Raw genomic sequence first — 13,963 nt, 5'->3', positions numbered from 1 at the left:
CCCTGGCCTGCCCCGCCCCGACGTCGTCGGAGTTCGCCGAGACCACCTACACCGCCGTCTCGGTGCCCCCGGCGGACGCCCCCGCCCCCGCCGGGGACGACGCGGACGACGCAGAGGACGAGGGCGCCTCGGCCACGCTGCGGCCGGCGGACGGGGAGCTCCCCGACGAGGGCGAGGCGTCGGGGGAAGAGGACGACCCGAACGCCGAGGACGACCCGAACTCCGAGGATGACGGGGCCGAGGACGACGGGGCCAAGGACGACGAGCGCGGGAAGAAGGAGCAGAAGGGCGCCGCCGACGCGCCGGAGGTGACGCTCTCCGAGCCCCGCGCCGCGGTGGTCGCCGACACCGACGACCCCGAGGCCCCCGCCCTGGTCGGAAACGCCAGCGGGACGCTCGCCCCCGGCTACACCGTCCAGCAGACCACCGAGATCTCGATGGGCGAGGGGCGCGGCCTGCTGGGCACCGCGTGCGCCGCGCCCAGCGCCGAGTTCTGGTTCGCCGGCGCCAGCACGCACAGCGCCCGGGCCGACTACGTCCACCTGACCAACCCCGACGACACGCCGGCCGTCGTGGACCTGGAGCTGTACGGGGCTGACGGGCAGATCGAGACGTCGTCCGGGAACGGGATCAGCGTGCCCGCGCGGGCCACCGTCCCGGTGCGCCTGTCCACGCTCACCAGCGAACAGGAGACGGACCTCGTCCTCCACGTGATCGCCCGGAGCGGCCGGCTGAGTGCCGCGGTGCAGGCCGTGCACGCGGACCTGGGCGGCGACTGGCTGCCACCGTCCGAGGCTCCGGCGCCCAGCGCGGTCCTGCCAGGACTGCCCAAGGACACCGAGGCGGCCCGGCTGGTGGTCTTCGCCCCGGACGACGACGCCGACCTCAAGGTGGAGCTGGCCACCCCGACCGGAAGGGTGGTGCCGGCGGGCTACGAGACCCTGCACGTCAGGGCGGGGATGACGGCGTCCGTCGAGCTCAAGGGGATCACTCAGGGGGAGCCCGGCTCCCTCGTGCTCACCCCGACCGAGTCCGACCGGTCCGCCGACGTGGTGGCCGGGGTCCAGGTGGTGCGGGGCGAGGACGACGAACAGGAGATCGCCTTCCTCTCCGCCGTGGGGCCGGTGACCGAGCAGGCCACCGTCGCCGGCAACGAGCGCAAGGGCACCACCCTGTTCCTCGCCGCCCCCGACCGCGCCGCCACCGTCAAGATCACCTCGATCGGGCCCGGCGGCGGCGACCCGCAGGAGCAGACGGTCGAGGTCAAGGCGAGGACGACCCTGGCCGTGGTGCCCCCGGCCCCCTCCGGCAAGAAGCCGTTCGCCGTCACCGTCACCCCGGCCTCCGGGGGCCCGGTGTACGCCGCGCGGATGCTGTCCAGGGCCGGCGAGGACGTCGCCATGTTCACGCTCCAGCCTGTGCCGGACGACCGGGCCACCGTGCTGGTGCCGGAGGCCGAGGCTGACATCTCGGTGCTCGGCCGCTGAGCCTCCCCGGCTCCTCGCCGCCGGCTCGGCGGGGCGGGGAGCCGGAGTCAGTCCTCCTGCCCGTACCGCGGATCGACGGCCTCCGGGGTCAGGCCGAGCAGTTCGGCGACCTGTTCCACCACGACGTCGTGGACCAGTGCGGCCCGTTCGTCCCGGCCCTTGGCCCGGATCTCCACCGGTCGCCGGTAGACCACGATCTTCCCCTTGCCCTCGTGGGCCTCGGTGACCACCCTGCCCAGCGGGACGCCGTCCGGGCTGGTCGGGTCCTCGTCGGCCGGGGGCACGTCCTGGACGGCGAAGCGGACCTCGGCGAGTTGCGGCCAGCGGCGCTCGAGTTGCTCGGCCGCCTCCCGGACCAGGTCGTCGAAGACCTCGGCGCGGGACAGGGCGATGGGCACCTGCGGGGGCGCGACCGGGCCGCGCATGCCGCGTCCGTGTCGGTCCCGGCGGCGGGGCCGCGGGGCGGGCGGAGGTCCGGGTCTGTCCATCACTCCGAGAGTATCCGCCACCACGCCGTTGTCCGTGGACGCTCTGTTTCGATGCGTGTACATGGTGTTTCGGCCGTTGGATTGGCCATTCACTGGCATGGTTTTCGCCATAATTATCATCAATGATGAACGATCTTGATCGAGCGGAGGCAGGGAACAAGGGGCTCGCGTCAGAGGGCGCAGGTGGCCGGAACTGATCGGCGATCACCTCCCCGGAACGACACGTCGGAGCAAGGGAAGGCATAGTCGTCGCGGCCCGCTCAAGAGTGCGGTACCGTCCAACCTCGTGAGCCCTGTACGTCGCTGTTCGCGCACCGCGTGCGGCCGTCCTGCCGTCGCGACGCTGACGTACGTCTATGCGGACTCCACCGCCGTTCTCGGCCCCCTCGCCACCTATGCCGAACCGCACTGCTACGACCTGTGCGGCGAGCACTCCGAGCGGCTGACCGCGCCCCGCGGTTGGGAGGTGGTGCGGCTCGCCGTGGACCACGGCGCGGCCCGACCCACCGGCGACGACCTCGAGGCGCTGGCCAACGCCGTCCGTGAGGCGGCCCGTCCGCCGGGACGCACCTCGTCCGCCGGTGGCCGCGAGGCAGATCCCATGGAGGTCGCCCGCCGTGGCCACCTGAGGGTGCTGCGTTCCCCCGACGCCTGAGCCCGGCCGGTCCCCCGCGCCCCACTCCGTCAACGACTGACGTTCTCGTCGCACCCTTGCCCAACCGCCCACGGTGCACCGCCCATTGGACCTCCCACACGGTGTCCGCGGTGCGGACCGCCCGCTCTGCACCCTTTCCACCCGGGTAGGTTGGACGCGCTGAAACGTCCACCGGAGATCGAACTGGGAGCAGCCGTGACCGACCTTTCACAGATCGTCAAGGCGTACGACGTTCGTGGCGTGGTGCCCGACCAGTGGGGCGAGCCGCTGGCCGAACTCTTCGGCTCGGCGTTCACCGAGGTCGTCGGGGCCCGCGCCATCGTGATCGGACACGACATGCGGCCCTCCTCGCCGGGGCTCGTCGAGGCGTTCTCCCGGGGCGTCACCTCCCGGGGAGTGGACGTGGTGCTCATCGGCCTGTGCTCCACCGACCAGCTCTACTACGCCAGCGGGAGCATGGACCTGCCCGGCGCGATGTTCACCGCGAGCCACAACCCCGCCCGGTACAACGGCATCAAGCTGTGCCGGGCCGGCGCCGCCCCCGTCGGCCAGGACTCCGGCCTCGCCGAGATCCGCCGCCTGGTCGAGGAGTGGAGCGAGCGGGGAGCCCCCGGGCCGGCGCCGCGGCGCGGCACCGTCTCCCAGCGCGACACCCTGCCCGACTACGCCGCCTACCTGCGCTCCCTGGTGGACCTCAGCACCTCCCGGCCGCTGAAGGTGGTGGTGGACGCCGGTAACGGGATGGGTGGGCACACCGTTCCGACCGTCCTCGAGGACCTGCCGTTGGAGGTCGTCCCGCTGTACTTCGAACTCGACGGCGACTTCCCGAACCACGAGGCCAACCCGATCGACCCGAAGAACATCGAGGACCTCCAGGAGGCGGTCCGGCAGACCGGCGCGGACATCGGCCTGGCCTTCGACGGGGACGCCGACCGCTGTTTCGTGGTGGACGAACGGGGCGCGCCGGTGTCCCCCTCCGCGATCACCGCGCTCGTCGCCGCCAGGGAACTGGCCAAGCACCCGGGCGGAACAGTGATCCACAACTGCATCACCTCCTGGTCGGTGCCCGAGGTGGTCAGGGAGAACGGCGGCACGCCGGTGCGCACCAGGGTGGGGCACTCGTTCATCAAGGCGGAGATGGCCCGCACCGGAGCGGTCTTCGGCGGTGAGCACTCCGCCCACTACTACTTCCGTGACTTCTGGCGGGCCGACACCGGGATGCTGGCCGCGATGCACGTGCTGGCCGCGCTCGGCGAACAGTCAGGACCGCTCTCCGGGCTGGTCGGACAGTACGACCGCTACGCCTCCTCCGGAGAGATCAACAGCACCGTCGCCGACCAGGCCGAACGTTCCGCCGCCGTACGGGCCGCCTACGCCGGCCGGGACGACGTGGAACTCGACGACCTCGACGGGCTCACCGTCGTCGGCGCCGACTGGTGGTTCAACCTGCGGCCGTCCAACACCGAGCCGCTGCTGCGCCTCAACGTCGAGGCGAGGCGGCCGGAGACGGTCGCCGCCGTCCGGGACGAGGTCCTGGCCATCGTCCGGGCCTGATCACGCCCGCCCCGTCCGCTGGGGCGGTGCCGTTCGGCCGTCCGCAGATCCCCGGAGGTACGCTGCGTGCGGGGCCGTGGCCAGCGGTCCCCGCCCGTGTCAGGGCCCGCCCGGTGATCCCGGTGGGGTTCCGCCGGCACGGGCCGCGGCGCGGGGCAGCCGCCGCCGGGCCCCGTCGTCGGCAGCCCGGCGTCAACGGCCCGTCATCGGGCAGTCGTCAATGGACAGCAGCCACCACAGAGAGGGACACGCCGTGAACCTGGACCCATCGTTCCTTGAGATCGCCGCCTGCCCGCAGTGCCACGCCCCGCTGCGCGAGTCCACCGAGGACCCGTCCGGGCCCGAGCTGGTCTGCACCTCCGCCGACTGCGGGCTCGCCTACCCGGTGCGGGACGAGATCCCGGTGCTGCTGGTGGACGAGGCCCGCCGTCCGGCCTGAGCGCCGTCCCACCACTGACGTCCCACCGCTGCCTGCGGACGCGGACGCGGCCACGGCCAGGGCCAGGGATGTCGCACCGCCCGGAGGCGCCGGGCCACCCGGGCACGTCCGAGCCACCGGCCCCGCACCACCGGCGGGTGCGTACCGGCCCCACGTCACCCGGACGCGCTCCCGGACCGAGAGGACCATCCATGTTTGACGAGGCGCTGCTCGACGACCACGAGGAGCTGACCCGCGTCGACACCCACGAGCTGCTGCGCGGCCTCGCCTCCGCCGGCGCCCGGGTGCGCACCGCAGCCCGGCTGGCCGACGAGGCCGGACTCGCCGCGCTCCGACCGGACGGACGCCCCCGGGTCGTCCTGGTCGCCGGGAGCGGCGCCGGCACCGAAGCCGGAGAACTGCTGGCCGCGATCACCGGCACCGCCGTCCCGGTCCTGACACTGGCCCCGAGGTCCACCGCCGACCCCGAACCCCGCTGGGCGCTGCCCGGTTGGGCGGGCCCCCTGGACCTGCTGCTGCTCGCCACGGAGTCGGGCCAGGAACCCGGCCTGGCCCAACTGGCCGAACAGGCGTACGCGCGGGGCTGCACGGTGGTGGCCGTCGCACCCCCGGACTCGGCGGTGGTCTCGGCCGCGCAACGGGCCCGGGGCATGTCCTTGCCCCTCGCCCCGCCCCCGGGCGGGGGCCCCGACCAGGACCCGACCGCGCTGTGGGCGCTGCTGGTTCCCCTCCTGGCGTTGAGCGACCGGATCGGCACCGGGTCCTTCCCCGCCGGGACCATACAGCGCGCCGCTGACCGGCTGGACGAGACGGCGGCCCACTGCGGCCCCGCGACATCCACCTACCAGAACCCGGCCAAGACCCTCGCCGCGGAACTCGCCGACACCCTGCCGTTGCTCTGGGGGGAGGGCACCGCCGCCCCCGCGGTGGCCCGCTGCTTCGCCGGCGCACTGGCCCGCAGGGCGGGCCTCCCCGCGCTCGCCGCCCCGCTGCCGCAGGCGCTCCACGCCCACCGGGGACTCCTCGCGGGACCGCTGTCCCAGACCGTCGACGACGACGACTTCTTCCGCGACCGCGTGGAGGACCCGGCCGGACTGCGACTGCGCGTGGTGCTGCTCCGCGACCGGGGGGAGCACGCCGCCGGGAGCGACGCCACCCCGGCCCACCTGCTGTCCCGCAGCCACGGCGTGGCACTGAGCGAGGTCACCGCCGAGGCCGAGGGCCCGCTGGAGGCCGCCGCCCAGATGCTCGCCCTCACCGACTTCGCCTCCGCCTACCTCGCCCTCGCCGAACGGGCCTGAGCCCGCGTCGAGCCCGGCGGTGCCGTGCGACCGGGCCGGCGATGTGAACGTCCGAACCGTCAGCCAAGAGCCGAGAACCACCGGGAACGCGCCATGGACCGCTTGTTCAACACCGTTCGCCCCTACGCCTGGGGATCGACCACCGCCATCCCCGAGCTGCTGGGCACCCCACCGACCGGCGAGCCCCAGGCCGAGCTGTGGATGGGCGCCCACCCGGCCGCGCCGTCCCTGGTCGACCGGGGCGCCGGCCGCGTTCCGCTCGGTGACGTCCTCGCCGCCGACCCGCGCCGCGAACTCGGCGACGCGGTGGTGGACCGGTTCGGGGCCCACCTGCCGTTCCTGATGAAGGTGCTGGCCGCCGACGCTCCGCTCTCCCTCCAGGTGCACCCGGACCAGGCCCGGGCGCGGGCCGGCTACGCCGACGAGGAGGCGCGCGGCATCCCGGTGGACGCCCCGCACCGGAACTACCGGGACCCCAACCACAAGCCCGAGATGATCTGCGCCCTCACCCCGTTCCGGGGGCTGTGCGGGTTCCGGGCCGCGCCGCGCACCGCGGCCCTGTTGGACGGCCTCGGCGTCGACTCGCTCAAGCCCTACGTGGACCTGCTGCGCGCCAGTCCCGAGTCCGCGGCGTTGCGTGAGGTCCTCACCGCGGTCCTCACCGCGGACCCGGCACCGATGACCGAGACCGTGCGGGCCGCTGCCGCCGCCGCGGCCCGGCGGGCTGGGGAACCGGGCGCCTTCGCCGCTGACTACGCCGCCTACGCCGAGATCGCCGACGCCTACCCCGACGACCCCGGGCTGATCGCCGCGATGCTGCTGAACGTGGTCACGCTGCAACCGGGGGAGGCGCTGTACCTGGGTGCGGGGGTTCCGCACGCCTACCTGCGCGGCACCGGCGTGGAGATCATGGCGTCCTCCGACAACGTGCTGCGCTGCGGTCTGACGAGCAAGCACATGGACGTCCCCGAGCTGCTCCGCGTGGTGGAGTTCCGCAGCGCGGACCCGGGGGTGCTCCGGCCCCAGCGGGCCGAGGGCGGCGAGGAACGCTACCCGGCCCCGGTCGAGGAGTTCCGGCTGTCCAGGTACGTGGTCGGCGAAGACGCGGTCCGGCTGCTGGACGGCCGGGGCCCGCAGGTCCTGCTCTGTACCGCGGGGACGGTCCGGGTCAGGGACGAGTCCGGGTCGGGGGACACGGGGTCGGCCGCCGGCGATGCGGACGCGGTGCCCCTCGCCCGCGGCGAGTCCGTGTTCGTCCCCGCCGGTGCGGCCCTGGTGGTCAGTGGCCCGGGTGCTCTCTTCCGGGCGACCGTCGCGGGGTGAGGGGGACCCCGCAGCCCCACGGCTGCGAGAATGTGCCGCCGTGGCTCGTCCCCCTGCCTGGGCCGCCCAGGTGCCGGGCGACGCACCCGGCGTGCCCCGCGCCGACGCCACCCCGACCCCCCGTCCGACCTGACCGCGACCGACCACACCGAGCCGCACCGGCGATCCCGTCACCGACGGGCCGGAACGACCAGGCCGGGCACCACCGGACTGGGCACCACCGGACTGGGCACGGCGGGACCGGGCACGGCCGGGCCGAAACCGACCGACGACGAAGGGCAGCCGGCGCTGATGAGTGCTGAAGGTGGAACCAGGGCGATCGTGGCGGCGCTGGGCGCCAATGTGGCGATCGCCGCGGCGAAGTTCGTGGCGTTCGCGTTCAGCGGCTCGTCCTCGATGCTCGCGGAAGGCGTCCACTCGCTCGCCGACTCAGGCAACCAGGGCCTGCTGCTGATCGGTGGGAAGCGCGCCCAGCGCGAAGCCACCGAGCAGCACCCCTTCGGCTACGGTCGGGAGCGCTACGTCTACAGCTTCCTGGTCTCGATCGTCCTGTTCACCGTCGGTGGCGTCTTCGCGCTGTACGAGGGGTACGAGAAGTTCCACAACCCGCACGAGATCGACCACTGGTACTGGCCGGTGGGGGTGCTGGTCTTCGCGATCTGCGCCGAGGCGTTCTCGTTCCGCACCGCCATAAGGGAGTCCAACCGGACCCGCGGCGACCTCGGCTGGGTGGCGTTCGTCCGCAGGGCCAAGGCACCCGAGCTGCCGGTGGTGCTGCTCGAGGACCTCGGGGCGCTCACCGGCCTTGTCCTCGCCCTCGGCGGTGTCGGTCTGGCCCTGGCCACCGACGACGGCAGGTGGGACGGCGTGGGCACCATGTGCATCGGCGTGCTGCTGGTCACCATCGCGTTGGTGCTCGCCGTGGAGACCAAGTCGCTGCTGCTCGGGGAGTCCGCGGGAGCGGAGGAGAACCGCCGCATCCGCGAGGCCATGGTCGACGGCGACACGGTGACCCGCGTCATCCACATGCGGACCCTCCACCTCGGGCCCGAGGAACTGCTCGTCGCGGCGAAGATCGCGGTTCGTCACGAGGACAGCGCTGCCGTGGTCGCCCGCGCCATCGACGAGGCGGAGAAGCGCATCCGGGCCGCCGTGCCCATCGCCCGGGTGATCTACCTGGAGCCCGACATCTACCGCACCGCCCCGTCGGCCCCACCACAGGAGAAGCCCCCCGCCGCGCGCTCCTGACCGGCCCGCCGTCCCGCCGTCCGGCCCTCGGGACCATCGCGCACCATGAACGACCTGCTGAGGCTCACGCACCCACCTCGGACGAGCCTTGGCCACGGCTGGAGACCGCCTGAAGACGATGGCGGGATCGGGAAGGACCTCCTTCGGCTGATAGGCCGAAAGGTGTAGATTCGCTACCGCCAGACGTCGCTGCTGATGGCGGTCGGGCGGCCCCACGGGGTCGGCCGAGGGAGAGAGGGCCTCCGACGGACTGCGCTGCGGCAGAGAGCCGGGCCCACCGGCTCTGTTCGGCGTGTGCTCCCTCAGAGCGCCCGCCGACGGGCCTTCCACACGGTGCCACTGCCGCCGTTGCCCAGACCGACGCCCGTCACACCCACATGAGGAGACCTCAGGATGACGTCGTCCGTTACGCCCTCGTCCGGCACGCCCGGGTCCGGTGACTTCAAGGTCGCCGACCTCTCACTCGCCGCGTTCGGCCGGAAGGAGATCGAACTCGCCGAGCACGAGATGCCCGGCCTGATGGCGATCCGCGAGGAGTACGCGGCCCAGCAGCCGCTGGCCGGAGCCCGTGTCACCGGTTCATTGCACATGACGGTGCAGACCGCGGTGCTCATCGAGACCCTGGTGGCCCTCGGCGCACGCGTGCGCTGGGCCTCCTGCAACATCTTCTCCACGCAGGACCACGCCGCCGCCGCAGTCGCCGTCGGCCCCGACGGCACCCCGGACAACCCTAAGGGCGTCCCGGTGTTCGCCTGGAAGGGCGAGACGCTCGAAGAGTACTGGTGGTGCACCGAGCAGGCGCTGACCTGGCCCGATGCCAAGTCCGGCGGCCCGAACATGATCCTCGACGACGGCGGGGACGCCACCTTGCTGGTGCACAAGGGCGTGGAGTTCGAGAAGGAAGGCGCCGTACCCGACCCGTCCACCGCGGACAACGAGGAGTACCGCGTCATCCTCGAGCTCCTGACCCGGAACCTGGCGCAGAGCCCGTCCAAGTGGACCCAGCTCGCCTCCGAGGTCCGTGGCGTGACCGAGGAGACCACCACCGGGGTGCACCGCCTGTACGAGATGCACCGCGAGGGCACCCTGCTGTTCCCGGCGATCAACGTCAACGACTCGGTGACCAAGTCCAAGTTCGACAACAAGTACGGCTGCCGGCACTCGCTGGTGGACGGGATCAACCGGGCCACCGACGTGCTGATCGGCGGCAAGGTCGCGGTGGTCTGCGGCTACGGGGACGTCGGCAAGGGCTGCGCCGAGTCGCTGCGCGGCCAGGGCGCCCGAGTGATCGTCACCGAGATCGACCCGATCTGCGCCCTCCAGGCGGCGATGGACGGCTACCAGGTCACCACCCTCGAGGACGTGGTGGAGACCGCGGACATCTTCGTCACCACCACCGGCAACCGGGACATCATCCTGGCCGAGCACATGGCCCGGATGAAGCACCAGGCCATCGTCGGCAACATCGGCCACTTCGACAACGAGATCGACATGGCCGGCCTCGCCAAGATCGAGGGCATCGTCAAGGACGAGGTCAAGCCCCAGGTGCACACCTGGACCTTCCCCGACGGCAAGACCCTGATCGTGCTCTCCGAGGGCCGCCTGCTGAACCTGGGCAACGCCACCGGCCACCCGTCGTTCGTGATGTCCAACTCCTTCACGAACCAGACCATCGCCCAGATCGAACTGTTCACCAAGACCGAGCAGTACCCGACCGACGTCTACGTGCTGCCCAAGCACCTGGACGAGAAGGTCGCCCGTCTCCACCTGGACGCGCTCGGAGTCAAGCTCACCACGCTCCGCCCCGAGCAGGCCGAGTACATCGGCGTCCCGGTCGAGGGCCCGTACAAGTCGGACCACTACCGGTACTGAGCCGGTACCGGCGTACCGAGCCGAACCCCGGCCGGTGGCCGGTGCCCAGGCACCGGCCACCGGCCACCGGCCCGTCCTGACCGGCCACCGGCCGGGCCCACGGCCTGCCGCCGGACGCCCAGGAACCCACCCCGTAGAGTCCTCCAATGCCCCGTGGCCGCTACTCCCGGTACGACCCGTACGACAGCACCCCCCTCGGTGAAGAGCACTTCCACTGCGCCTCCGGCCCCTCAGGCTGGCGTTACACCGCGCAGACCACCACCTCCTCCGGCGAGCACTCCGGCTCCGTCGACCTGACCACCGACACACTGGGCCGCTCCCTCCGTCTGGAACTCCACTCCGCCGGCTGGCGGGTACGGGCCGCCCACCTCGACGGACTCACCTGGGTCCGTTCCGATCCGACCGGCGAGCACGCCCAGGAGGGCAACGCCCGCGCCCACGGCTTCACCGGGGCGTCCCCCGCCCACCTCGTCGCCACGGCCCGCCTGCTGCGCCTGACCCCCGGCGGGCCCCCCACCCGCGTGCGTCTCGTCGCCTTCACCCCACCGGCCCTCGCACCCCGGACCCTCGACCAGTCCTGGGCGCTGACGAGTACTGAAGCACACCCCACTGACAGCGGAACCCTCACGGTGTGTAACTACCAGGTCACCGACCTGGAGACCGGCGAGCGGCACGCGATCCACCTTGCCGGCGACGTCGTCCTCGCCGCGCCCGGCGTCGAACTCGAGGACCTGGACGGCCCCCCGTCGCCGTTGGACTGACCGCGGGCTCCGGCGAGTCGCCCTCGCCGTGACCCGCCCCCACCCGGCTCCCATCCCTCGGTCACGGGCCTCACCCGCTGCCGGTCCGACTCAGGCCGGTGGGGCGAAGCCCGTCGTCGTTCCCGGTTCGGGTCGCGGCCCCTGTCGCCGGCCGAGTTGCCCGTCCGGCGCACCCAGGCGCCCCTCCGGGCCCGCCTGCCCGCCCAGGTCCGCCAGGGCCGCGGGCTCCCCGCCCGCCGCTGACCACCCGCCTGTGCTCCGGGCGCCCGGCGTCCCGGACGCGGCCCGCCCGTCCGCCCACCCCGGGCCACCGGCCCCCGCCGCGGTGTCCAGGGCCGACGCCGGGGACGCCCAGCCACGTGGCCCCGCCGCCTCCCCGGAGCCACCCCGCCCACCCGCGGCTCCGGCCCCCTCGACGGGAGCGTGGCCCGGCCACCCCCGGTCGCCGCTCGGCCGCCCGGTCCAGGCTGGTCCCCTCCCAGGGGCAACAACCGGTGCCGCCGCCGGCCAGGCTCCACCGGGCCCGGGAACGGCCCCGTTCCCGAATCCGCCGCCGAACACCCGTTGGGCGTCCCGCGCCTGCCGTTCCGCGACCACCGCCGCCAGGTACTCCGCCGGGGGTGCGCCCTGCGGCACCGCCCTGCCGGTGCGCTCCGCGACGTCGGCTGCCAACCTCCAGCCCATGTCCCAGCTCACCCGCGGGTCAAGCTGCCCCATCCGGGACAGGTACTGCCGCACCGCGAGCCACAGGTCCTCCGACAGCCCCGACAGGTCGGCACCGCTCATCCAGGCCGCCATCCAGGGCGACGGGGGAGGCTGCTGGAGGGACTGCGCCGGTACCCGCTCACGGACCACCAGCGTCCCGGCGAACACGTCACCTATTCGCCTGCCCCGAGCCGAGACCAACGAGGCCACGGAGGCGATCACCCCCAGCGAGAGCTGGATCTCCACCGCCCCCACGGCCCCGCGGACCAGGGCGTGCCGGAACCGGATGGGCCCGCCGTCCTCCCGCACCACCCGCAGGCCGAAGACCAGCTTTCCCAGGGACCGACCACGGGACAGCGTCTCGACCAGGACCGGGAGTCCCACCAGGCAGAGCAGCAGGGACGACACGGCCACCGCCGCCTGGGCCGCGCTGTCCAACGAGGCGGTGGCGCTGAACAGCGCCAGCGACACCCCCAGATAGGTCCCCCACCAGACGACCAGGTCGATCGCCACCGCGACGATCCGGCTGGGCAGCCTGGCGGGCTGCAGCCCGAGCACCACCGCCTCACCCGTGACCAGCTCACTCATGCTCGCCCCTCGCCGTCGTGGCCCACGTCCCGGTTCTCCCGTCCGTCAAGCATGCATGCCACCGGCGACCCGTGGGCCCTGGACGTCTGCGAAGCTGACGGCATGGACCTGGACGTCTTCGTGGCCGCCCACCGCGCGGAGTGGGACCGCCTGGACGCGCTGCTGCGCCGCGGCGGGCGCCGCCTGTCCGGGGAGGAGGCGGACGAGCTCGTCACCCTCTACCAGCGCACGGCCACCCACCTCTCCCTCGTCCAGTCCAGCGCGCCCGACCCGGCCCTGGTCGCCCGGCTCACCACCCTCGTGGCCCGGGCGCGCAGCGCGGTCGCCGGCGCCCGCACCGCTAGCTGGCGCGACGCGGGCCGCTTCTTCGCCGCGGGGTTCCCGGCCGCGGTGTACCGGTCCCGGCACTGGTGGGTGTCCACCGCGCTGGTCTGCACCCTCGCCATCGCCCTCATCGGCTGGTGGATCGCGACCAACCCGGACGTCCAGTCCGCCATCGTCGCCCCCGACGCGCTGCGGGAACTGACCCGTCCGGGAGGGGAGTACGAGGACTACTACTCGAGCAACCCGGCGGGTTCCTTCGCAGCGCAGGTGTGGACCAACAACGCCCAGGCGGCGGCGATATGCCTGGTGCTCGGGGTGTTCCTGGGCATTCCCGTGCTCTTCGTGCTGTACCAGAACGTGGTCAACGTCGGGATCGGACTCGGGCTGATGGGCTCCGCGGGCAGGGCGGACACCTTCCTCGGGCTCATCCTGCCGCACGGACTGCTGGAACTGACCGCCGTGTTCGTCGCCGCGGGAACGGGCTTGCGCCTCGGCTGGACCGTGATCGACCCGGGCCCCCGAAGCCGTCGGACAGCCCTGGCCGAGGAGGGCCGCGCCGCACTGGGCATGGCCCTCGGGCTGGGCGCGGTGCTGCTGGTGTCCGGCGTGATCGAGGCGTTCGTGACCCCCTCCCCACTGCCGACGTGGGCCAGGATCGGGATCGGGTTGGTCGCCGAGCTGGCGTTCCTCGGCTACGTGTTCGTCATCGGCCGCAGAGCGGCCGAGGCGGGGGAGACGGGCGACGTCGAGCGACTCGACCGCGCCGACCGACTTCCCGCGGCTGCCTGACCGGGCCCCTGCCTGCTCCCGCGCGACCAGCCGATGTGCGCATCCCCGCACCGGCCTGCTACTGTCACATTCGCGCTGCACCCCCCATTGACACTGTGGGGTGCAGGGGGTAAGTTCTAACGGTTGCCTTCAGGTCGATGATCGTGGGCAGCCGTCGAGGACCGACGTCACTCCCGAGCCGAGAGCCGCAAGGCTCCGCTGGGAGTCGCCCCCGGAAACGGAACGCCAAATGAGCTGATAAGCTCCGGCGCGAAGTGGAAGGGAATCTCCAGAACTTCTCGGGGAAGCCGCGGCTGGTTTGAAAAGGCCCAAGCGGACCTGGTAATCTGGAGAAACCGAACGGAAAGCGCCCGGAGAGACCGGTGAAAGGGTCTTGAAGGAAGCGTTCGTTCCTTGAGAACTCAACAGCGTACCAAAAATCAACGCCAG

The 13,963-nt window shown here is 72.8% G+C and carries 12 protein-coding genes; 10 read left to right on the top strand and 2 right to left on the bottom strand.

The window, feature by feature from the left end:
- Positions 1–1,487 (top strand): DUF5719 family protein (locus A3IG_RS0125330; RefSeq protein WP_018386392.1); only part of this gene is annotated, 1,487 nt, incomplete at its 5' end.
- Positions 1,488–1,534: 47 nt separating this feature from the next.
- Here the strand turns inward: A3IG_RS0125330 and A3IG_RS0125325 are convergent.
- Entirely contained in the window at positions 1,535–1,912 is a 378-nt protein-coding gene (locus tag A3IG_RS0125325; protein ID WP_018386391.1) for a metallopeptidase family protein, read from the bottom strand.
- A 349-nt stretch (positions 1,913–2,261) separates the two neighbouring features.
- Between A3IG_RS0125325 and A3IG_RS0125320 the strand changes: the two genes are divergently transcribed.
- The 8 genes from A3IG_RS0125320 (at position 2,262) to A3IG_RS0125285 (ending at position 11,128) form a co-directional block, all read left to right on the top strand.
- Complete coding sequence (locus tag A3IG_RS0125320; RefSeq protein WP_018386390.1) at positions 2,262–2,630, top strand: DUF3499 domain-containing protein; 369 nt, start codon at positions 2,262–2,264, stop codon at positions 2,628–2,630.
- Between the two features lie 195 nt (positions 2,631–2,825).
- Positions 2,826–4,184, top strand: coding sequence for a phosphomannomutase/phosphoglucomutase (locus A3IG_RS0125315; protein WP_026220651.1), 1,359 nt, complete (start codon positions 2,826–2,828; stop codon positions 4,182–4,184).
- A 253-nt stretch (positions 4,185–4,437) separates the two neighbouring features.
- Positions 4,438–4,623: a Trm112 family protein gene (locus A3IG_RS0125310; RefSeq protein WP_018386388.1), complete on the top strand. Its 186-nt coding sequence runs from the start codon at positions 4,438–4,440 to the stop codon at positions 4,621–4,623.
- 191 nt (positions 4,624–4,814) lie between these two features.
- The gene (locus tag A3IG_RS0125305; RefSeq protein ID WP_018386387.1) at positions 4,815–5,924 is read left to right on the top strand and encodes an SIS domain-containing protein; all 1,110 of its coding nucleotides are present in this window, start codon (positions 4,815–4,817) and stop codon (positions 5,922–5,924) included.
- 93 nt (positions 5,925–6,017) lie between these two features.
- Entirely contained in the window at positions 6,018–7,247 is a 1,230-nt protein-coding gene (gene manA / locus A3IG_RS0125300) for a mannose-6-phosphate isomerase, class I (protein ID WP_018386386.1), read from the top strand.
- Between the two features lie 291 nt (positions 7,248–7,538).
- Positions 7,539–8,495: a cation diffusion facilitator family transporter gene (locus A3IG_RS0125295; RefSeq protein ID WP_026220650.1), complete on the top strand. Its 957-nt coding sequence runs from the start codon at positions 7,539–7,541 to the stop codon at positions 8,493–8,495.
- 393 nt (positions 8,496–8,888) lie between these two features.
- Positions 8,889–10,367 (top strand): adenosylhomocysteinase, encoded by a 1,479-nt coding sequence (gene ahcY, locus A3IG_RS0125290; protein WP_018386384.1) that lies wholly within the window; start codon positions 8,889–8,891, stop codon positions 10,365–10,367.
- Between the two features lie 146 nt (positions 10,368–10,513).
- Complete coding sequence (locus A3IG_RS0125285; RefSeq protein ID WP_018386383.1) at positions 10,514–11,128, top strand: hypothetical protein; 615 nt, start codon at positions 10,514–10,516, stop codon at positions 11,126–11,128.
- Between the two features lie 90 nt (positions 11,129–11,218).
- Here A3IG_RS0125285 and A3IG_RS31215 read toward each other — a convergent pair whose 3' ends face one another.
- Positions 11,219–12,421, bottom strand: coding sequence for an RDD family protein (locus A3IG_RS31215; protein ID WP_018386382.1), 1,203 nt, complete (start codon positions 12,419–12,421; stop codon positions 11,219–11,221).
- A gap of 102 nt (positions 12,422–12,523) precedes the next feature.
- Here A3IG_RS31215 and A3IG_RS0125275 point away from each other — a divergent pair, with 102 nt between their 5' ends.
- Positions 12,524–13,534 (top strand): stage II sporulation protein M, encoded by a 1,011-nt coding sequence (locus A3IG_RS0125275; RefSeq protein ID WP_026220649.1) that lies wholly within the window; start codon positions 12,524–12,526, stop codon positions 13,532–13,534.
- The last annotated feature ends 429 nt before the right edge of the window (positions 13,535–13,963 follow it).

This window comes from Wenjunlia vitaminophila DSM 41686 (assembly GCF_000380165.1).
GTDB classification, from domain to species: domain Bacteria; phylum Actinomycetota; class Actinomycetes; order Streptomycetales; family Streptomycetaceae; genus Wenjunlia; species Wenjunlia vitaminophila.
The sequence above is the reverse complement of the archived record's forward strand: the minus strand, read 5'-3'. Positions and strand labels throughout refer to the sequence as shown.